This is a genomic window from Streptomyces sp. NBC_00440 (genome assembly GCF_036014215.1).
Classification (GTDB): domain Bacteria; phylum Actinomycetota; class Actinomycetes; order Streptomycetales; family Streptomycetaceae; genus Streptomyces.
The window spans coordinates 1259689-1279481 of record NZ_CP107921.1; the positions used below are offsets into that span (position 1 = coordinate 1259689).

The following is a 19793-nucleotide window of genomic DNA, read 5'->3' on the forward strand; positions in this document are numbered from 1 at the left end:
CGCACGGGGCATCTGCCCAGAACATCCCCCTACCCTCCGGTATTCATGTCTGGCAGGCTTCGGCCATGACGCCCCGTGCTGCTGACCGGACCCGGTACGACCGGGCCACCGCCGCTCTCGATGCCCCGCTGGCGATCGTCGATCTCGAAGCCTTCGACGCCAACGCCGACGACCTGGTCCGCCGCGCGGCGGGCAAACCGATCCGGGTGGCCAGCAAGTCCGTACGCTGCCGGGCGCTCCTGGAACGGGTGCTGGAGCGGGACGGGTTCGAGGGACTGATGTCCTTCACCCTGGCGGAGTCGCTGTGGCTGGCGCGTTCGGGCTTCGACGACGTGCTCCTCGCGTACCCGTCGGCCGACCGCGGTGGCTACGCCGAGCTGGCCGGCGACCCCAAGCTCGCCGCCGCCGTGACCGTCATGGTGGACGATCCGGCCCAGCTGGAGCTGATCGACCGCGCACGGGACGGCGGCCGCGAGGAGATCAGGGTCTGCCTGGAGCTGGACACCTCGCTCCGGATGCTCGCCGGCCGGGTACGGATCGGGGCGCTCAGGTCGCCGCTGCGCGAGCCCGCCCAACTCGCCGAGCTGGCAAGGTCGGTGGCGCGCCGTCCGGGGTTCCGGCTGGTGGGCCTCATGGCGTACGAGGGCCATATCGCCGGGGTCGGCGACTCGGTGGCCGGACGGCCGCTGCGCTCCCGCGCGGTGCGGCTGATGCAGTCGGCGGCCCGCAGGGAGCTGGCGGCCCGGCGGGCCGCCGTGGTGCGGGCGGTGCGGGCGGTGGCGCCCGACCTGGAGTTCGTGAACGGCGGTGGGACGGGCAGCGTCCAGCACACGGCGGCCGAGGCCGCGGTGACCGAGATCGCGGCGGGTTCCGGCCTCTATGTGCCGCGGCTCTTCGACAACTACACCTCTTTCACCGGGCGTCCGGCGGCCCTCTTCGCCATGCCGGTGGTGCGCAGGCCGGGCGTGGGCGTGGTGACCGTGCTCGGCGGCGGCTACCCCGCGTCGGGCGCGGCGGGGGCGGACCGGCTGCCCGTCCCGTACCTTCCGGAGGGCCTTCGCTACGACCCGCAGGAGGGGCCGGGCGAGGTCCAGACACCCCTGCTGGGCTCGCCCGCCGACGATCTGCTCATCGGTGACAAGGTGTGGTTCCGGCACGCGAAGTCGGGCGAGCTGTGCGAGCGGTTCGACGCGCTGCAGCTGATCGAGGGCGACCGGGTGACCGGGACCGCGCCGACGTACCGCGGTGAGGGGCACACCTTCCTGTAGCTCCCCGGCCCGGCGCCCCGTTGCCCTCTTCTCTCCCTGATTCCCTGGTTCCCGCTCCGGCCTGAGGGGGCGTCAGTGACCGATCCTGCTGCCCACCCCGCCGCTGGTGGCATCGCCGATGGGGCGGATCCCGCTGGTGATGGTGTCCATGCCGCCCAGCGGCGGTCCGTCCGGCCCGGCGTCGAAGGCGAAGCGCACCACCACCATCGACTCGGAGCCGAGCGACGACGGGAAGGCGACGGTCTGCACGTAACCGCCGGGCCCCGCACCGGTCCTGACCCGCCAGCGCACCAGATAGCCGGTGCGGCCCGCGACCACCACGGACTGGGACTTGAGCCGGGTGTGCGAGGTGATGCCGTCGTAGTTGAGATCTCCGACGAGGTCCCTGTCGTACGAGCTGTCGGCGGCGTCCTTGATGTCCGCCTTGGCCACGGCCTCCGCCGAGGGGAGTTCGGTCTCGTCGGCGGTGCGTGAGGTCACCGTGCCGTGGTAGCAGAACGAGGCCGAGTCGCCGGGGCACTCGTAGGAGTGGCTGGTCCGCATGGTCGTCACGTCATCGACCGTGCTCGTCGGCTTCTCCCAGCCGGCCGGGACCGGCAGGGTGATGCCGTTCAGCTCGTCGACGAGCAGCGAGGGGTCGTCGGTCGGCGGCGCGGCGGTGTTCGGGCCGTGTGTCCCGGCGGCCGTGGCCTGGTGCGAGGCGGGCACGCCGGTGGCGGACGGGGAGTGCGCCGTTCTGCCGTGACCGCCGCTGTTGACCACGGTGACCACCACCGTCACGGCCAGGGCGACGGCGACCACCGCGCCGACGGCGATCGGCACCGCACGCGGCAGCCCGCCGGGCCCGCGCCCGGCCGCCGGCGCGGGCGGCGGCGGACCGAAGCCGTGCGGTACGGCTTGGTGCGATCCGGGCCGGTGCGGTCCCGGCTGCTGCGGTACGGCGTCGAGCGGGCGGGTGTGCGCGGTCCAGGCCGCGCCGTCCCACCACCGCTCGGTGGCGGGCAGGCCGGCGTCCGGGTACCAGCCGGGCGGGGTCGTGTGGGTCATCCGGTCACTCTAGAGTCAGGCCCCCGGCACCGGGGGCCCGGTCCGGACGACGGGTCCTGGCACCGCAGGCCCGGTCCGGAAGACGGGTCCTGGCACCGCAGGCCCGGTCCGGAAGACGGGTCCTGGCACCGCAGGCCCTAGCACCGCGGGGCGGCCGTCGCGTCGACGTGCTCGGCGACAGCGACGACGACGATCCGGGTCTCGGGCGCCGTGGCACGCCAGCGGTGCCGTACTCCCCCGGAGAGGAACAGGCTGTCGCCGCGCTCCAGTCGGTACGCCCGGCCCTCCGCCTCCACCTCGGCCGCGCCCTCGGCCACGTACAGCACCTCGTCGTTGCGGTGCTGGAACTCGCGCCCGGTCTCCTGCTCGCCCGTGAACTCCATGGCGTGCAGCTGGTGGTGTCCGCGCACCAGGTCCCGGATCTGCGGCTCGGGGTCCGGCACGGCCCCGGTGGCGGCCGTCGCACGGACGACGTCGACCGTGCGTCCCGCGTCGGACGCGGCCAGCAGTTCCACGGCCGTGGTCTCCAGCGCGTCGGCGACCCGCTGGAGCGAGCGCTCGCTCGGCCGCGCCCGCTGGTTCTCGATCTGGCTGAGGAAGGGCACCGAGAGTCCGCTGCGCGCGGAGACCTTGGCGAGGGTGAGTCCCAGTGTGCGGCGGCGCCTGCGGACGGCGGCACCCACCCGGAACGCCTCCTTCTCCTTAGCGTCCATCCCTGGTTCCCCTCCCCTTGCCCTGTCGCCCGTCGTGTCTGCAAGCACCTTACGCAGCTTCGGGCCACCGGAGGGTCCTCCTGCCACACCCGCGTCGTACAACCTCTCCGCCGCACAACCGCGCGCCCGCATCCGGCACCGCGCGGACCCGCCTCCCCAAGTGCGGATCTGCGGTACGAAGTTGACGGCACGGAGCCCGGAACGCCGCGAGGGGCGGACAACGCCGGTGGCGTTGCCCGCCCCTCGCGGGAGAGCCTTCCGCGGAAGATCCCGCGGGAGAACCGGATCAGCTGCCGACAGGCGCCAGCTTGTCCTCCAGGCCCGGGTTCGCGTCGAGCCACTTGCGAGCGGACTCCTTCTCCTTGCCCGCACCGCCGTCCTGGATCGCGACCTCCAGGGAGTTGAGCTTGTCCTCGCTGAGCTTGAAGTTCTTCAGCCAGCCGTTCAGCTCGGGCAGGTCCTTGCCGAAGTCCTTGCGGGCCACGGTGTGGATCGAGTCGCTCTTGCCCCAGGCACCCTTCGGGTCCTTGAGCTTCGTCAGGTCGTACTTGCCGTACGCCCAGTGCGGCGACCACAGCACCACCACGACCGGCTCCTTCTTCTTGATGGAGCGGGCCAGCTGCGCCAGCATCGACGACGTACTCGACGACACCACCTTGTACTCACCCTGCAACCCGTAGGCCTTCAGGACCTTCTTGTTCAGCAGACCCATCTCACCGGCACTCGACTCAATACCGATGATCTTGCCGTTGAACTCCTTGCCCTTGCCCTTCAGATCCGCCAGGGACTTCACACCCTTGACATACGAAGGCACGGACAGCTCAAGTGACGTCGGGCCGTACCAGGAGCCGACATCGGTGAGTTTGCTCTTGTATCTGTCCCAGTACTGCTTGTGGGTCGTCGGCAGCCAGGAGTCGAACTGCACATCTTCCTGGCCCTGGGCCAGCGCGGTGTACAGCGGCCCGGGGTCGAGCTGCTTGACGTTGGGCTTGTAGCCGCGGTCCTCCAGGATGTTGTCCCAGAGGTATGTGGAGGCGATGGCCTCGTCCCACGGGAAGAAGCCCAGGTTGACGCTCTTGCCGGCGTCCTTGCCCTTCTGCGGGGCGCCCGCACCCTTCGCGACGGGCGCGAGCTTGGCGGCCATGCCCGGGTTCTTCTTCAGCCAGGCGCGCACACCGTCCTGCTCGTGGCCCTCACCGGCGGCCTGGACCGAGTTCTCCAGGCTGGTCAGCTGGTCCTCGGTGAGCTTGAAGTCCTTGAGCCACTTCGCGACCGTCGGGTCCTTCTTGTCGAAGCCCTTGTGCGCGACGGTGTGGATCGAGTCGCTCTTGCCCCAGGCACCCTTCGGGTCCTTGAGCTTCGTCAGGTCGTACTTGCCGTACGCCCAGTGCGGCGACCACAGCACCACCACGACCGGCTCCTTCTTCTTGATGGAGCGGGCCAGCTGCGCCAGCATCGACGACGTACTCGACGACACCACCTTGTACTCACCCTGCAGCCCGTAGGCCTTCAGGACCTTCTTGTTCAGCAGACCCATCTCACCGGCACTCGACTCAATACCGATGATCTTGCCGTTGAACTCCTTGCCCTTGCCCTTCAGATCCGCCAGGGACTTCACACCCTTGACATACGAAGGCACCGTCAGTTCGAGCGACGTCGGGCCGTACCACGTGCCCATGTCATCGAGCTGGGACTTGTACTTGTTCCAGTAGTCCTTGTGGGTCGTCGGCAGCCAGGAGTCGGTCTGGAAGTCGATGTCGCCGCGGGCCACACCGGAGTAGAGCGGGCCGGCGTCGAGCTGCTTGACGTCGGTCGTGTAGCCGCGCTCCTCCAGCAGCTCCTTCCACAGGTACGTGGAGGCGATGCCCTCGTCCCAGGGGATGTACCCCATCTTGATCTGCTTGCCGTGGCCGACGTCCGAGCCCGCCTGCGACGAGCCGTTGCTGTCGGAGGCCGAGCCGAGGTTCATACCGCCCGCGACGAGCCCCAGGATCACGACGCCGATCATGGCGACGGTGGTGCCGGGGCGGTAGTGCGCGAAGCTCCACTTCTGGGCCACGGAGGCCGCCTTCGCGGCGGCCCGCCGGCCGAGCGGGGAGACGCGCTGGTTGAGGGCGCCGGTCATCCGGTCCAGATAGATGGCGAGGATGACCACGGCCACACCGCTCTCGGCGGCGAGACCGACCTGGAGCTGGGTGATGGCCGCGTAGACCTTCTCACCGAGACCGCCCGCACCGGCCATACCGCCGATGACGACCATGGAGAGCGCGAGCATGATGACCTGGTTGACACCGGCCATGATGGTCGGCAGCGCGAGGGGCAGCTGGACCCGGCGCAGGATGTTGCGCGGGGTGCTGCCGAACGCCTCGGCGGCCTCGACCAGTTCGCCGTCGACCTGCCGGATGCCGAGCTCGGTCATCCGGACGCCCGGGGGCATCGCGAAGACGATCGTGGCGATCACGCCGGGGGTCACCCCGACGCCGAAGAACATGACGCCCGGGATCAGGTAGACGAAGGCGGGCATCGTCTGCATGACGTCGAGCACCGGGCGCACCACGGCGCCGACCTTCGCGTTGCGCGCCGCCCAGATACCCAGCGGCACCGCGATCACGATCGTGATGGCCGCCGCGACGATCACCAGCGACAGCGTTTCCATCCCGTCGTCCCAGAGGGAGAGGGAGTCGATCAGGGCGAAGCCGACAAAGGTCAGCACCGCCGGTATCAGTCCGCGCAGCCAGAAGGCGAGGACGGCGAAGATGCCCGCCATCAGCAGCGGCTCACCGCCGCCCAGTACCGCGTCGACGCCGTTGTACATGTGCGTGAGCACGCTGTTGATGGCGTCGAAGAGCCAGCCGACGTTGTCCGTCAGCCATTTGACGATGTTTTCGACCCAGTCGCCGAAATGGAACCTAGGCACTGGCGACCGCCTTGTTCTTGGGGGCTGCGTCGCAGGCCAGCGGGGCCTCGGCGTACTCGCCGAGGAATCCTATGAGACGGGACTGCTGCACGACTCCGACGATCTTGCCCTGGGCGTTCTTCACGGACACGTCGTGCGGGACACGCGCGCTCACGCCGCACAGGTCGGCGAAGGTGGTGTCGGGGGTGACGGTCTCGCAGCCGCAGGTGCCCGCGTCGGGGCGGTGGTCGTCGGTCATCATCGCCGCGGCGGTGAGGACCCGTGTGCGGTCCACGTCCTTGGTGAAGGAGGCGACGTAGTCGTTGGCCGGCGTGATGAGGATGTCCTCGGCGGAGCCGAGCTGGACTATCTCACCGTCGCGCATGACCGCGATGCTGTCGCCGAGGCGCATGGCCTCATTGAGGTCGTGGGTGATGAAGACGATCGTCTTCTTCAGCCGCTTCTGCAGTTCGAGCAGCTGGTCCTGCATGTCGCGGCGGATCAGCGGGTCGAGCGCGCTGAAGGACTCGTCCATCAGCAGCAGGTCGGCGTCGGTGGCGAGCGCGCGGGCCAGGCCCACACGCTGCTGCATACCGCCGGACAGCTCGTCGGGCCAGGAGTTCTCCCAGCCCGCGAGACCCGTCATCTCCAGGGCCTCGGCCGCCCGCTTGTCGCGCTCCGCGCGGGGCACGCCCTGGACCTCCAGGCCGTAGCCGGCGTTCTCCAGGACGCTGCGGTGGGGGAAGAGCGCGAAGTGCTGGAAGACCATGCTGATCTTCTTCGAGCGGACCTCGCGCAGCTCGCCGTCGCTGAGCGCGGTCAGGTCCTGGCCGTCGAAGAGCACCCGGCCCGACGTCGGCTCCAGGAGTCCGTTGAGCATGCGCAGCAGCGTGGACTTGCCGGATCCCGAGAGACCCATGACCACGAAGATGTGGCCCGGCTCGACGGTGAAGGATGCGTCGATGACCGCAGCAGTCGTCCCTTCACCGCGCAGCTCATCGCGGCCGGTGCCGTTCTCGAGTTTCCGCACGGCTTCATCGGGTCGTCTGCCGAACACTTTGTACAAGCGGTCGGCTTGCAGCCTGGACACATACACCTCACGCGTTGAAACGAATACGACCTGCCACCCCCGTGTCGACGGGTCGTGGAGCGGCGCGGTATCGGTCCGCTTCACCCTCGCAATACTTGAATCTGCTACTGGTTCCGCTCCGTGGCGGCGCCTGCCCACCTTTATGCGGCCCAAACAGAAGAGTGACCCAGCTCACTTCGGGTGAGCTGTCAGTGGCGTGCGGCATGATCGGGGTGTGACGCGACGCCTGATGCTCCTCGACACCGCTTCCCTCTACTACCGGGCCTATTTCGGGGTCCCCGACACCGTACGGGCCCCGGACGGCACCCCGGTCAATGCCGTGCGCGGGCTGCTCGACTTCATCGCCCGGTTGGTGCAGGACCACCGCCCGGACTCCCTGGTCGCCTGCATGGACGCGGACTGGCGCCCCCAGTGGCGGGTCGACCTGATCCCCTCGTACAAGGCGCACCGGGTGGCGCAGGAGACCGACCAGGGCCCCGACGAGGAGGACACCCCGGACACCCTTGCCCCGCAGGTGCCGATGATCGAGCAGGTGCTCGATGCCCTGGGCATCGCCCGGGTCGGCGTCGAGGGGTACGAGGCGGACGACGTGATCGGCACGCTCGCCGGCCGGGCCACCGGACCCGTCGACATCGTCACCGGGGACCGCGACCTCTACCAGCTGGTGGACGACGCCCGCGGCATCAGGGTCCTCTATCCGCTGAAGGGCGTCGGAAACCTCCAGCTCACCGACGAGGCGCTGCTGCGCGAGAAGTACGGGGTGACCGGCCAGGGGTATGTGGACCTGGCGCTGCTGCGGGGCGACCCGAGCGACGGGCTGCCCGGCGTTCCGGGGATCGGCGAGAAGACCGCGGCGAAGCTGCTCGACGCGTTCGGGGATCTGGCCGGGATCATGGCCGCGGTCGACGACCCGGCGTCCCGGCTCACCCCCTCGCAGCGCAGGAAGCTGGACGAGGCGCGCCCCTATGTCGCGGTGGCGCCGAAGGTGGTGCGGGTGGCTTCGGACGTACCGCTGCCGCCGTTCGACCCGGCCCTGCCCGCCGAGCCGCGCGACCCCGCCACCCTGGAACAGCAGGGCGCCCTGTGGGGCCTGGGCGGATCGCTTCAGCGCCTGCTCTCCACTCTCCAGGGCTGAGGTGTTAACTTAGGCGAGCCTAACCACAACGATCAGGGGAGCCGTCCGTGGCGGAAGCACCGGCCCGTAAGACACCGCAGGCCCACGAGGCGCAGGTGGTCCGTACCGAGCGGATCACCCCGCACATGGTCCGTCTGGTCCTCGCCGGCGAGGGGCTGGACGCGTTCGACGCGGCAGAGTTCACCGACCACTACATCAAGGTGCTCTTCGCGCCCGAGGGCGTGAGCTACCCGGAACCGTTCGACATGGCCCGGATCCGCGAGGAGTTCCCGCGCGAGCAGTGGCCGGTGACCCGGACGTACACGGTGCGGTCCTGGGATCCGGCGCTGGGCGAGCTGGTGGTCGACTTCGTCGTGCACGGCACCGAAGGTCTTGCCGGTCCGTGGGCGGCCGCCGCCCGGCCCGGCGACACGATGCGCTTCCTCGGCCCCGGCGGCGGCTACGCCCCGGACCCGGCCGCCGGCTGGCACCTGCTGGCCGGCGACGAGAGCGCGCTGCCCGCGATCGCGGCCGCGGTGGAGCGGATGCCGGAGGGCGCCGTGGTGCACGCCTTCGTGGAGGTTTCGGGCCCCGACGAGGAGCAGAAGATCGCGGCGCCGGACGGCGTCGGGGTGCACTGGCTGCACCGCGGTGACCGCCCGGCGGGCGAGGCCCTGATCGACGCGGTGAAGGCACTGGACTTCCCGTCCGGTGAGGTCAGCGCCTTCGTGCACGGCGAGGCGGGCTGTGTGAAGGAGCTGCGGCGCCATCTGCGGCTGGACCGGGGGATCCCCCGCGAGCAGCTGTCCATCTCGGGCTACTGGCGGCTGGGCCAGAACGACGAGACCTGGCGCGCGGCGAAGCGCGAGTGGAACGCCCAGGTGGAGGCCGAGCAGGAGCAGGCGGGCTGACCCGCCTCCCTACTCCCCGTCGCGGCAGGCCCCGGCAGCGAGCATTGCGCTCGGTGCCGGGGCCTGCCGCTGTGCGGGCAGAGTCTTCAGACCGCACCTTTCGGGCTGCGGTGTTCAGGCCGCGGTGTTCAGGGCTATACAGAGCGCTGGTACGACCGGAACGTGCGGGTCGACAGCTGGACCGCGACGACCGCCAGGACGAGCAGCGCTCCCCCGCGGCTGAGCACCAGGAACCGGTCCGGGTCGGCCGCCATCGCCGAACGGCCCGCGGCCATGGCCCAGTTGACCGGGTTGAAGTCGGCGATGTACCGCATCCAGGACGGCATCTGGGACGGCGCCATGAAGGCGGAGGAGAGGAAGGTCAGCGGCAGCAGCAGAAACGTGTTGATACCGATGATCGACTCCCGTTGGCGCACCAGCATGCCGAGCGCGTTGGAGAGCGCGCCGAAGACCGTGCCGAGCAGGATCGACGCCAACACCAGCACGGCGAGTCCACCCGCGCCGCCGGGATAGTCCGCACCGCCCAGCATCCCGAGCAGCACGATGATCACGGACTGGACGGCGGTGGAGATGCCGTTCTGCACGACGTTGGCGTTCATCAGCGCGGTACGGCTGACCGGTGTGGTGAGGAACCTGTTGAGCGTGCCGCGGTCGATCTCCTCCAGGGTCCCCATACCGGCCCACATGCTGGATCCCAGCGCGCTCATCACCACGATGCCGGGGATCAGGTAGTCCAGATAGCTGGAGGTGCCGAAGCCCCCGAGCTGTACGACCTTCTTGAAGAGGTTGCCGAAGAGGAACAGCCAGATCACCGGCTGGATCAGCGAGATCAGCAGGAAGACGGGCTGCCGCAGGATCGCGGTCAGCTGGCGCTGCGTCATGTACCAGGTCTGGCGGAGGGCGACGGCGCTCATCGGGTACCTCCGGCGGTGGCGGGTTCGAGGGTGCGGTCGTCCTGCGCCTCGGAGAAGCGGCGGCCCGCGTAGCGCAGATAGACGTCGTCGAGGGAGGGCCGCGCGACGGTCGCCGACGCGACCACGGCCCCGGCCCGCTCCAGCGCGGCGAGCAGCACCGGCACGGCAGCGGCGCCGTCGTCGGCGCGGGCGCTGATCCTGCGCCCCTCGATCAGCACCTCGTGAATGCCGGGCAGCCCGCCGACGGCCGCGGCGAGCGACGTCCGCCCGGCCTCGGCGCGCAGCTCCATGTGCACGGCGTCGCCGCGCAGTTCACCCTTGAGCTGGTCGGGCGAGCCCTCCACCACGACCCGGCCGCGGTCGACGATCGCGATACGTTCGGCGAGCCGGTCGGCCTCCTCCAGATAGTGGGTGGTGAGCAGAATGGTCAGCCCCTCGTCGCCCGCGAGCCGGGAGATCTCGTCCCACATCGCCGCGCGTGCCTCCGGGTCGAGCCCGGTCGTCGGTTCGTCGAGGAAGAGCACATCGGGCCGGTGGACCAGGCCGAGCGCCACATCCAGCCGGCGCTGCATTCCGCCGGAGTACCCCTTCACCGCGCGCTTCCCGGCACCGGCCAGGTCGAACCGGTCGAGCAGTTCGTCGGCACGCCGGTTGAGCGCGGCGCCCGTCAGTCCGTACAGCCTGCCCTGGAGCTGCAGGTTCTCGCGGCCGGTGGCCACCGGGTCCGCGCCCGACCTCTGGGCGACCACACCGATGGCGCGGCGTACCCGGTCGGGGTGGCGCAGCACATCGTGCCCGGCCACGGTCGCCTCTCCGCTGGTGGCGCGGGCGAGGGTGGTGAGGATCTTGACGGTCGTGGACTTTCCGGCGCCGTTGGGGCCGAGGAGGCCGAAGACCTTGCCGGTCTCGACCGTGATGTCCATACCGTTGAGGGCGGTGATTCCGCCGGGATAGGTCTTGATCAGTTTCCGCGCCAGGACTGCGGGCGCACGGGTGCTCATGACGGGGCTCTCCTGTGGTGAGCGGGGGTTCTCGGGCATGCCGAGCCGATCCGCGTGAGGAGCGCCGGGCTATCGTTGGTGTGCCGCACCTCGATGGCCTGGCCTGCCGCACGGCAGTCCGGTCCGGGGTTCGAACCCTGGCGGGAGCTGCTCCAACAGCGCCCGCCAGGGCTTTCTAGTCTCTGCCGCTGTCGTGTGCGCGGCTTGTGCCTGCTGGGTTCCTCTCCTCCAACGCCCGCCATTCGGGCGGAATTTCACCGGTCTCGTGCAGAGACCGCCATCCGTCGAGACCACTGAGCGACCCGTCCGCGACCTCCGTGCGGAGCGTGCGGATCCAGTCGGCCTCGGCCTCGATCATGTGCAGTTTGTACTCGATCTCCACCAGGAAGATCCGGGGCAGCGTCTCGTACAGCTTGTGCAGCGCACCCCGCAGTGAGGCGGCCTCCACATCGAGCGAGCCGAGCCGCTCCGCGAGGAGCGCCATCGCCTCACCGGGCGGCAGCACCCCCAGGAACGACAGCGCGGTCCCGAACAACGGGAACTCGGCCGCCGGGACGGCCAGCAGATCGGACATCCAGTCGAGCATCTCCGTACGGCCGCTGTCGGTGAGGCCGTACAGAGTGCGCTCGGGTCGGTTGCCCTGCCGCTGCACATCGGCGACCTCCACGAAGCCGTGCTTCTCCAGGTTCTGCACGACCGTGTAGAGCGAGCCGAAATTGATCTTGACGCTCTGCTCCTTGCCGCGCTGTCGGAGCGTCTGCGCGATCTCGTACGGATGCATGGGGCGTTCGTGCAGCGTCACCATGACCGCAAGGGCCAGGGGATTGCTCAGTTTGCGCCGCCTTCCGGCCACCGCACCCACCGCCTCGTCGCCGTCCCGCCATCCGAATACTCGTCACCGAATATATCGTGAGCACCAGGAGAGGACAACCGCGATGTATCGCGATTTTCGACCGGCGCACCCGCCGTGCCCCGCCGCTCGTACTCTTGACCCACCATGAGACGCAAGACTTCCCGGCTCCCGGGCCCCCTGCCCCAGCGCGAGGGCATCGACGCGGTGCGCTTGCGGCTTCCCGTGGACGGTGCGTGGACCACCGTCAGGGAGCACCTGGCCGAGCGGCTGCCGGGCGGCGCCGCCGAGGTCGACGCCATGCTGCGGAGGGGCGCGTTCGTCGGGGTGGACGGTCCGGTCCTGGCCGATACCCCTTATCTGCCGGGCGCCTCGGTCTGGTTCCACCGGGACTTCCCCGACGAGGTACCCGTACCGTTCGCCATCACTGTGCGCTACCGCGACGAGCACATCGTCGTCGCCGACAAACCGCACTTCCTGGCCACCACCCCGCGGGGCAGGCACATCACCCAGACCGCGCTGGCACGGCTGCGCAAGGATCTCGGGCTGCCCGCGCTGAGCCCGGCCCACCGGCTGGACCGGCTGACCGCGGGGCTTGTGCTGTTCTCCGTGCGGCCCGAGGAGCGCGGCGCCTACCAGACGCTGTTCCGGGACCGGAAGGTACACAAGGAGTACGAGGGCGTCGCCCCGTACCGGGCCGGTCTTGAACTGCCGCACGTCTCCCGCAGCCGTATCGAGAAGGTGCCGGGGATCGTCGCCGCTTTCGAGACACCCGGCGAGCCGAACAGCGAGACCCGGATCGAAGCGGCCGGCCGCAGGGGGGACCTCGCGCGCTACCGGCTCACCCCGGTCACGGGCCGTACGCACCAGCTGCGCGTCCATATGAACGCGCTGGGCGTCCCGCTGCTCGGCGACCCGTTCTTCCCGGTGGTCACCGACCCGCCGCCGGACGACTTCCGCAGGCCGCTGCAACTCCTCGCCCGGGTACTGGAGTTCACCGACCCGGTCACCGGCACCGAGCACCGCTTCGAGAGCGGCCGTTCGCTCCTGGCCTGGACGGCGTACGACGAGTGGGCCGCAGGCCGCTGAGCACACGCGTACGGGCCCCCGCAGGACTGCTCCCGCGGGGGCCCGTACGGCGCTTCGGTATGTGCGGTCAGCCCACCGAGCTGTACGCCACCACGCCCCGCCGCACCGCGTCGACCGCCTTGCGGGCGTTGCGCGAGACCGTGCTGTTCTCGCCGGGGGCCGCCGCCGCGATCTGGCCCAGGACGTCGATGACCTGCTTGCACCAGCGGACGAAGTCACCGGCCGGCATCTCGGCGTCGCGCAGCACCTCGTCGAGGCCCCGGCCGGATGCCCACTGGTAGGCCGCCCAGGCGAAGCCGAGGTCGGGTTCGCGCTGGCCCACGCCCTCCGTCTGGTTGATCTTGAAGTCCTCCTCCAGGGCGTCGAGCCTGCCCCAGATCCGGACCATCTCGCCCAGCGCGGTCTTCGCCGCACCGGCGGGGACCTTGGGCGCGACGGCGTCGTCGGACTGGCGCGCCTCGAAGACCAGGGCCGAGGCGCACGCGGCCAGTTCGGCGGGGCTGAGACCTTCCCAGACACCGGCCCGCAGACACTCGGACGCCAGCAGGTCCAGCTCGCCGTAGAGCCGGGCGAGGCGCTTGCCGTGCTCGGTCGACTTGTCGCCCCTGAGGTAGTCCAGCTCGGTCAGCAGGGCGTAGATCCGGTCGAAGGTGCGGGCGATGGTGTTGGTCCGCCCCTCGATCCGGCGCTCCAGCTGACGGGTGTCGCGCTGCAGCCGGTGGTAGCGCTCGGCCCAGCGGGCGTGGTCCTCCCGCTCGTCGCAGCCGTGGCAGGGATGCGCGCGCAGCTCGGTACGGAGCCGGGCGATCTCCCGGTCGTCGGCGGCAGCGGCCCGCGGTTTGCGGTGCCGGTCGGGCACGATGTGCCCGGCCTTGGTCCGCAGCGCGGACGCCAGATCGCGCCTGGACTGGGGCGACTTCGCGTTGAACGACTTCGGGATCCGCATCCGGTCCAGGGTCTCGACCGGCACCGGGAAGTCCATCGCGGCGAGCCGCTTGACCTGCCGCTCGGCGGTGAGCACCAGCGGCCGCGGCCCGTCGTACGCCTCGAAGCCGCGGTGCCCGTTGGCCCGCCCGGCCGGCAGCCCCGGGTCCAGGACCAGTGCGAGGCCGGCGAACTTGCCGGTCGGCACATGGATGACGTCACCCGCCCTGAGCTTCTCCAGGGCGTCAGCGGCGGCGGCCCGCCGCTGCACGGCCCCCTGCTTGGCCAGCTCCGTCTCGCGGTCCTTGAGGTCCCGGCGCAGCCTCGCGTACTCCTCGAAGTCCCCGAGGTGGCAGGTCATGCCTTCGCGGTAGCCGGCGATGCCCTCCTCGTTCTTCTGCACCTGCTTGGAGATTCCGACGACCGACTTGTCGGCCTGGAACTGCGCGAAGGACGTTTCGAGCAGCTCCCGCGAACGGTGCCGGCCGAACTGCTGCACCAGATTGACGGCCATGTTGTACGAGGGCCGGAAGCTGGAGCGCAGCGGGTAGGTACGGGTTCCGGCGAGGCCCGCGAGCGCGCCGGGGTCCATGGCGCGCTGCCAGAGCACCACGGCGTGGCCCTCGATGTCGATGCCGCGCCGCCCGGCCCGGCCGGTCAGCTGGGTGTACTCGCCGGGGGTGATGTCGGCGTGCTGCTCGCCGTTCCACTTGACGAGCTTCTCCAGGACCACCGTGCGGGCGGGCATGTTGATGCCGAGCGCCAGGGTCTCCGTCGCGAACACGGCCTTCACCAGCCCGCGCACGAAGAGCTCCTCGACGACCTCCTTGAAGGTCGGCAGCATCCCGGCGTGGTGCGCGGCGATGCCCCGCTCCAGGCCTTCCAGCCACTCGTAGTACCCGAGGACGTGGAGGTCCTCGCGCGGGATGGCGGCGGTGCGCTCCTCGACGATCTCGCGGACCTTGGAGCGCGCCTCGTCGGAGTTGAGCCGCAGCCCCGCGTAGAGGCACTGCTGGACCGCGGCCTCGCAGCCGGCCCTGCTGAAGATGAAGGTGATGGCGGGCAGCAGCCCCTCGGCGTCGAGCCGGGCGATGACCTCGGCCCTGCTGGGGGTCCAGACCCGGCTGCGGGAGCGCCGCTCGCGCTCGCGGTCCGCCTCGCGCACCATCTTGCCGCGACGGCGGTCCCGCGGGTTGTACGTGCGCTGGTTCTCCTGCCGGGCCATCCGCAGCAGGTCCGGGTTGACCTCGCGCTTGGCTCCGCCCCGCCCGCCGTGGTCCGTGGACTCCTCGAAGAGGTCGTACATCCGGCGCCCGGCGAGCACGTGCTGCCAGAGCGGGACGGGCCGGTGCTCGGAGACGATCACTTCGGTGTCGCCGCGGACGGTGTCCAGCCAGTCGCCGAACTCCTCGGCGTTGGACACGGTCGCGGAGAGCGACACCAGGGTCACCGAATCGGGCAGATGGATGATCACCTCCTCCCACACGGCGCCGCGGAAGCGGTCGGAGAGGTAGTGCACCTCGTCCATCACCACATAGCCGAGCCCCAGGAGCGCCTGCGAGCCCGCGTACAGCATGTTCCGCAGGACCTCGGTGGTCATGACGACCACCGGGGCGTCCGCGTTCACGCTGTTGTCGCCGGTGAGCAGGCCGACCTTGTCCGCCCCGTACCGCCGCGCCAGGTCCGCGTACTTCTGGTTGGACAGGGCCTTGATCGGGGTGGTGTAGAAGCACTTGCGGCCCTGCTCCAGGGCCAGGTGCACGGCGAACTCGCCGACGATCGTCTTGCCCGAGCCGGTGGGTGCCGCGACGAGCACACCCTTGCCCGCCTCCAGGGCCCGGCACGCCTCGATCTGGAACGGATCGAGATCGAAGTCGTACATGCCGCGGAAAGGGGCCAGCGCAGTGGCGTCCTCGACGGCGCGGATGCGGGCGGCTGCATAACGCTCAGCGGGCGAAAGGTCCTCGGTCATCTTGTCAACGAGCCTACCCGCCGCCTCCGACAGTCAGTGATCTTTATTTCAGCATTTCAACAGCCGATGACCCGGACCGCGCCCGGCACGCACTCGGCGGTCAGCGGCAGCGCGCCCAGCGGCTCACCGTCCGCGTACCCGGTGACCCCGGCGGCCCCCAGCTCGATCCTGCGCACCCGGTACGAGGTGACGGCGGGATGGCCGAGGTGGGTGCCGCGGTAGACCTTCGGGAAGACCCTGACCAGGGTGGTGCGCGAGCAGGCACCGACCACCGTGACGTCGAGAAGACCGTCGTCCAGCTCCGCCCCGGCGCAGATCTTCATGCCCCCGCCGTACGACGGTCCGTTGCCGACGGCGACGAGCGTCGCCTCGATCTCGCGCGCCGGTCCCCCGTCGAGCACCAGCCGGTACGGGAGCGGCCGGAAGGCGGCCAGTTCGGCGACCATCGCCAGGTCGTACTTCAGCCGGCCGGCGGGCCAGCGCATCCGGTTGCCGCGGTCGTTGACCCGCGAGTCGAATCCGGCGGCGAGCACGCTCCCGAACCAGCGCTCCCCGGCCGGCCGGACCCCGGTGTTGTCCGCACGGTCACCCGGCTCCACACCGTCGTTCTGACCGGCACCGTCGCCCGGAACAACCCGGCCGAGGTCGATCTCCCTGATGTTCCCGCCCTTGAGCGCCCCGGCCACCGAGCGGCCCGCCGCCGCCGGGTCCCGTACCGGCAGCCCGAGCCCGCGGGCGAAGTCGTTGCCGGTGCCGACGGCCACCACGCCCAGCGGGGTGCGGGTGCCCGCCACGGCCTGGAGGGCGAGGCTGATCATGCCGTCCCCGCCGACGGCTATGAGGGCGCCGGTCCCCTCCCGAACCGCCTCGCGCGCCCGGCGCAGCGCGTCGGGCGCGTCGCTGCCGAGCACCGTACGTACGGAGAAACCTGCGTCCCGCAACGCGGAAGCGGCCGGCTGCGCGGCGTGCGCGCCCCGGCCGCGTCCTGCGGTGGGATTGACGAAGAGGGTGATCTCGCTGGTCACCCGCCGGACCCTACAAGGTCAGGTCACGTCGTCGTAACCGCCCAGACCACGGGGGCTGGAACCGTCCGTCTCACTGCCGGCCTGTCCCGGCACCCGGGACGCGGGCACGGTCTCGACCTCTCCTATGTCCTCGGGGGTGAGGTCGAGCTCGGATGCCTCGTCGTCGCCGGGGCCCTCCTCGGCACGGAGCCTGCGCCGCCTGTCGTTCAGGATCGAGACGCCGGTGGCGACGAAGTAGAGGACCCAGATCGGGGCGGACAGCGCCAGCATCGAGAGCGGGTCCGTACTCGGCGTGGCGACCGCCGCGAACACGGTGATCCCGAGGACCATGCCGCGCCACCAGCCGAGCATCCGCTTCCCGGTGACGATCCCGGCGAAGTTGAGCATCACGAGCAGCAGTGGCAGCTCGAACGCGAGACCGAAGACGACGACCATACGCGTGACGAGATCGAGCAGATCGTCGAGCGGCAGGAGGTTCTTCACCCCGAAAGGCGTGAAGTTGATCAGCACCTTGGCGGTGGTCGGGAGTACCTCGTAGGCGAAGAGGGCACCACAGAGGAAGAGCGGGACTCCGGCCCCGACAAAACCGAGCGTGTAGCGCTTCTCGCTCTTGTGCAGACCCGGGGCGAGAAATGCCCACAGCTGGTAGAGCCAGATCGGTGACGCTCCCACGACTCCGGCCATGAGCGAGACCTTCAGCGAGAGCGTGAAGGGCCCGAGCAGGCCGTTGAGCGTGATCTGCGCGCAGGTCGTGCCCTTCGGCTGGGTGGCGAGATCGGCGAAGGCTGTCGGGCAGCCGACCGAGTGCAGCACCGGGCGGGTGAAGAAGTTGATGATGTCGTCGTAGAAGAAAGCGGCGATTATCGTGACCACGATGATCGCCAGAATCGCCTTCGCCAGGCGATTGCGCAGCTCACGCAGGTGCTCCACGAGGGGCATACGCCCATCGGGATCCCTATCCACTTTGCGGGCAGACACGAGCAACCCACGTCCTCATCTGTGCGGCGGGCTGCCGCTCACCGCGGAGCCCGCTCCGGCCCGGTTGTCAGCGCTTGGTCGAGTCCGACGGCTCGGTCACGGGACGGGCGCTGGTCACGTCTCCCGGAGCGGCCTGGATCGTACGCGGGACGTCGGTCTGGCCGTTGGTGTCCTGCGGCGGGTCGGCGGGGGCGGTCTGCTGGCCCTCCGACTTCATCGCCTTGGCCTCGCTCTTGAGGATGCGGGCGGACTTGCCCAGCGAACGGGCCATGTCCGGAAGCTTCTTCGCACCGAACAGCAGGACGATGACGACGAGGATCAGGATGATCTCGGGGGCGCCGAGCCTTCCGAACATAAGCTGTACCTTCTCACCGAGGCGGCTGGGTGGGGCTGCCGACCGATCGGACAGGCGTCCGGTCGTCGTGCTGGCAGCGATCGTAACCCGCGGGGGTAAACGCAGGGCAATCCCTGTGCAGACTCGCGCTTGCGGCCCGTACCTCGCTCCCGAGCCCGCGACCAGCAGCGTACCGCTCGAAACGGCCCGGCAGCAGAGCCGAGTGCCTCTATCGCAAACTTTCGCCGCTCCGCGCGAGCCCCGTGGCCGCGCGCTCCAGCCCCTCGGAGGCCTTACTGATCTGCTGTGTGGCGCGCGCCACTTCGCCGCCGAGGCGCTGGGCCTCGACGAAAACCCTGATGGCGAGCACACCGAGCACGGCGATTCCGAGGAACCCCAGAGCGATCGCGGTCATCGGCCAGAACATGTGAACTTCCTAGACAGTGGAGTGGAGGCGCAGCGTCCGCACGCCTCCGCCGGTGAGGAGTTCGACGATCCGCTCACCGGCCGGCTTGCGCACCGACGACCCGCAGTCGGGGCAGGTGAAGGAGTAGAAGGTGGTACGCCGGCTGGCGCCGATCGCCAGCCGGAGCGCACCCGCGGCCAGCTCGAACCGGCTGCGGCAGTCCGGGCAGGCGGCCCGGAAGATGACCGGGCCCACTTGCGCGGAAAATCCGGGCATAACCGACATATTCCTCAACTCCTCTACTCCTGCCCGTCATAGGCGGCGAGGGCCTCACGGGCCGCGAGACGTGCGCTGGCCGCCAGGTCACCCGGCGAGACGATGCGCCCGTCCCGGCCGAGCCGCAGGGCGAGCCTGCGCAGCGAGGCGGGGTCGGGGGTGCGCAGAGTGATGCGCAGCCCGCCGTCGGCGAGCTCCTCCGCGCTGTCGTGGGGGTAGTACTCGGCGACCCAGCGGCCGCCGGGGCCGGTCTCGACCACGACCTCCGGGTCCTCGGCCGCGGGCTGGACGAGCCCCGCCGACAGGTCACGCAGTTCGAGCTCGGGCGGCGCGGAGGGCTCGTCGAGCAGCCGGATCCCGGCCACCCGGTCCAGCCGGAAGGTGCGACGGGCCTCGGAGAGGTAGCACCAGGCCTCCATGTACGTATGGCCGACGGCGAAGAGCCTGATCGGGTCGACCTCACGCTCGGTGAGCTCGTCGCGGGCCGGCGAGTAGTACCGCAGCCAGAGCCTGCGCCGCTCCGAGATGGCCCGGTCCACGTCGGCGAACACACCGCCCTCGGACTCGAAGGTCACCGAGAGCCGGGAGCTGGCGCCCGCCACCTCGCCGGCCGCGGCCTCCAGCTTCGCGGTGGCCCGCAGCAGCGCCTGCCGGTCTCCCTCGCGGAGCCCCGGCAGGGTCGCCACTGCACGCGCTGCCACCAGCAGGGCCGTGGCCTCGTCGGCGGCGAGCCGCAGCGGCGCGGCGACATCGTCGGCGTTGTGCCACCAGATGGACTCGCCGTCGGTGTCGATGTCGAGGAGGTCGCCGCCGCGGAAGCTCGTCCCGCACATGGGCAGCACGTCCAGGTCCGAGATCAGCTCGTCCTCGGTGATGCCGAAGGCCCGCGCGACATCCCCGACACGGGCACCGGGGCGCTCGCGCAGATAGGTCACCAGGGACAGCATCCGGCGGGTCTGGTCGATCGCGTTCGTAGCCACGTGCT

At 70.3% G+C, this 19793-nt stretch carries 18 protein-coding genes; 4 read left to right on the forward strand and 14 right to left on the reverse strand.

All coding sequences use genetic code 11. The features are described from left to right. Positions 1–65 precede the first annotated feature (65 nt). A complete protein-coding gene (locus OHB13_RS05655; RefSeq protein ID WP_328376030.1) occupies positions 66–1268 on the forward strand; it encodes an amino acid deaminase/aldolase in 1203 nt (400 codons plus the stop codon). 72 nt (positions 1269–1340) lie between these two features. On the opposite strand, the gene OHB13_RS05660 is transcribed toward OHB13_RS05655, so the two are convergent. From OHB13_RS05660 to OHB13_RS05675, 4 genes are all read right to left on the reverse strand, one after another. After that, positions 1341–2315 carry a DUF2510 domain-containing protein gene (locus OHB13_RS05660; RefSeq protein WP_266858756.1) on the reverse strand — a complete coding sequence of 325 codons (975 nt, stop codon included), beginning with the start codon at positions 2313–2315 and terminating at the stop codon, positions 1341–1343. Positions 2316–2452: 137 nt separating this feature from the next. Beyond that, positions 2453–3028: a cupin domain-containing protein gene (locus OHB13_RS05665; RefSeq protein WP_266858754.1), complete on the reverse strand. Its 576-nt coding sequence runs from the start codon at positions 3026–3028 to the stop codon at positions 2453–2455. 286 nt (positions 3029–3314) lie between these two features. After that, on the reverse strand, positions 3315–5945 hold the full coding sequence (locus OHB13_RS05670) for an ABC transporter permease/substrate binding protein (RefSeq protein WP_328376032.1): 2631 nt from the start codon (positions 5943–5945) through the stop codon (positions 3315–3317). Next, positions 5938–7020, reverse strand: coding sequence for a quaternary amine ABC transporter ATP-binding protein (locus OHB13_RS05675; RefSeq protein WP_328380219.1), 1083 nt, complete (start codon positions 7018–7020; stop codon positions 5938–5940). The genes OHB13_RS05670 and OHB13_RS05675 overlap by 8 nt, the downstream gene beginning before the upstream one ends. 223 nt (positions 7021–7243) lie before the next feature. Here OHB13_RS05675 and OHB13_RS05680 point away from each other — a divergent pair, with 223 nt between their 5' ends. Further along, complete coding sequence (locus OHB13_RS05680; RefSeq protein WP_328380220.1) at positions 7244–8149, forward strand: 5'-3' exonuclease; 906 nt, start codon at positions 7244–7246, stop codon at positions 8147–8149. 47 nt (positions 8150–8196) lie between these two features. Then, complete coding sequence (locus tag OHB13_RS05685) at positions 8197–9039, forward strand: siderophore-interacting protein (protein WP_328376033.1); 843 nt, start codon at positions 8197–8199, stop codon at positions 9037–9039. Positions 9040–9173: 134 nt separating this feature from the next. Here OHB13_RS05685 and OHB13_RS05690 read toward each other — a convergent pair whose 3' ends face one another. The 3 genes from OHB13_RS05690 to OHB13_RS05700 all read right to left on the reverse strand — a co-directional run bounded on the left by OHB13_RS05690 (position 9174) and on the right by OHB13_RS05700 (position 11759). Next, positions 9174–9953 (reverse strand): ABC transporter permease, encoded by a 780-nt coding sequence (locus tag OHB13_RS05690; protein WP_328376035.1) that lies wholly within the window; start codon positions 9951–9953, stop codon positions 9174–9176. Further along, entirely contained in the window at positions 9950–10954 is a 1005-nt protein-coding gene (locus OHB13_RS05695; protein ID WP_266858749.1) for an ATP-binding cassette domain-containing protein, read from the reverse strand. Before OHB13_RS05695 ends, OHB13_RS05690 begins: the two co-directional genes overlap by 4 nt. Positions 10955–11129: 175 nt before the next feature. Beyond that, the gene (locus OHB13_RS05700; RefSeq protein WP_328376039.1) at positions 11130–11759 is read right to left on the reverse strand and encodes a PadR family transcriptional regulator; all 630 of its coding nucleotides are present in this window, start codon (positions 11757–11759) and stop codon (positions 11130–11132) included. Positions 11760–11951: 192 nt separating this feature from the next. On the opposite strand from OHB13_RS05700, the gene OHB13_RS05705 reads away from it, so the two are divergent. Then, complete coding sequence (locus tag OHB13_RS05705) at positions 11952–12893, forward strand: RluA family pseudouridine synthase (protein ID WP_328376041.1); 942 nt, start codon at positions 11952–11954, stop codon at positions 12891–12893. Between the two features lie 67 nt (positions 12894–12960). Here the strand turns inward: OHB13_RS05705 and OHB13_RS05710 are convergent, their stop codons facing one another. The 7 genes from OHB13_RS05710 to OHB13_RS05740 all read right to left on the reverse strand — a co-directional run bounded on the left by OHB13_RS05710 (position 12961) and on the right by OHB13_RS05740 (position 19788). After that, positions 12961–15789: a DEAD/DEAH box helicase gene (locus OHB13_RS05710; protein ID WP_328376042.1), complete on the reverse strand. Its 2829-nt coding sequence runs from the start codon at positions 15787–15789 to the stop codon at positions 12961–12963. 56 nt (positions 15790–15845) lie between these two features. After that, positions 15846–16814, reverse strand: a complete 969-nt coding sequence (locus OHB13_RS05715) for a diacylglycerol kinase (protein WP_328376045.1) — start codon at positions 16812–16814, stop codon at positions 15846–15848. 18 nt (positions 16815–16832) lie between these two features. Continuing rightward, positions 16833–17798: a twin-arginine translocase subunit TatC gene (gene tatC, locus OHB13_RS05720; protein WP_266858729.1), complete on the reverse strand. Its 966-nt coding sequence runs from the start codon at positions 17796–17798 to the stop codon at positions 16833–16835. 61 nt (positions 17799–17859) lie between these two features. Beyond that, positions 17860–18147 carry a Sec-independent protein translocase subunit TatA gene (tatA, locus tag OHB13_RS05725; RefSeq protein ID WP_266858727.1) on the reverse strand — a complete coding sequence of 96 codons (288 nt, stop codon included), beginning with the start codon at positions 18145–18147 and terminating at the stop codon, positions 17860–17862. A 208-nt stretch (positions 18148–18355) separates the two neighbouring features. Beyond that, a complete protein-coding gene (locus OHB13_RS05730) occupies positions 18356–18553 on the reverse strand; it encodes a hypothetical protein (RefSeq protein ID WP_328376048.1) in 198 nt (65 codons plus the stop codon). A gap of 9 nt (positions 18554–18562) precedes the next feature. Next, positions 18563–18808: a hypothetical protein gene (locus OHB13_RS05735; RefSeq protein ID WP_266858723.1), complete on the reverse strand. Its 246-nt coding sequence runs from the start codon at positions 18806–18808 to the stop codon at positions 18563–18565. Between the two features lie 23 nt (positions 18809–18831). After that, positions 18832–19788, reverse strand: coding sequence for a helix-turn-helix transcriptional regulator (locus OHB13_RS05740; RefSeq protein WP_266858721.1), 957 nt, complete (start codon positions 19786–19788; stop codon positions 18832–18834). Positions 19789–19793: the final 5 nt, after the last annotated feature.

Coding starts and splice junctions, on each gene's coding strand:
- OHB13_RS05655 (WP_328376030.1), top strand. CDS start 66: ATGACGCCCCGTGCTGCTGACCGGACCCGGTACGACCGGGCCACCGCC.
- OHB13_RS05660 (WP_266858756.1), bottom strand. CDS start 2,315: ATGACCCACACGACCCCGCCCGGCTGGTACCCGGACGCCGGCCTGCCC.
- OHB13_RS05665 (WP_266858754.1), bottom strand. CDS start 3,028: ATGGACGCTAAGGAGAAGGAGGCGTTCCGGGTGGGTGCCGCCGTCCGC.
- OHB13_RS05680 (WP_328380220.1), top strand. CDS start 7,244: ATGCTCCTCGACACCGCTTCCCTCTACTACCGGGCCTATTTCGGGGTC.
- OHB13_RS05690 (WP_328376035.1), bottom strand. CDS start 9,953: ATGAGCGCCGTCGCCCTCCGCCAGACCTGGTACATGACGCAGCGCCAG.
- OHB13_RS05695 (WP_266858749.1), bottom strand. CDS start 10,954: ATGAGCACCCGTGCGCCCGCAGTCCTGGCGCGGAAACTGATCAAGACC.
- OHB13_RS05700 (WP_328376039.1), bottom strand. CDS start 11,759: ATGGTGACGCTGCACGAACGCCCCATGCATCCGTACGAGATCGCGCAG.
- OHB13_RS05705 (WP_328376041.1), top strand. CDS start 11,952: ATGAGACGCAAGACTTCCCGGCTCCCGGGCCCCCTGCCCCAGCGCGAG.
- OHB13_RS05710 (WP_328376042.1), bottom strand. CDS start 15,789: ATGACCGAGGACCTTTCGCCCGCTGAGCGTTATGCAGCCGCCCGCATC.
- tatA (WP_266858727.1), bottom strand. CDS start 18,147: ATGTTCGGAAGGCTCGGCGCCCCCGAGATCATCCTGATCCTCGTCGTC.
- OHB13_RS05730 (WP_328376048.1), bottom strand. CDS start 18,553: ATGTTCTGGCCGATGACCGCGATCGCTCTGGGGTTCCTCGGAATCGCC.
- OHB13_RS05735 (WP_266858723.1), bottom strand. CDS start 18,808: ATGCCCGGATTTTCCGCGCAAGTGGGCCCGGTCATCTTCCGGGCCGCC.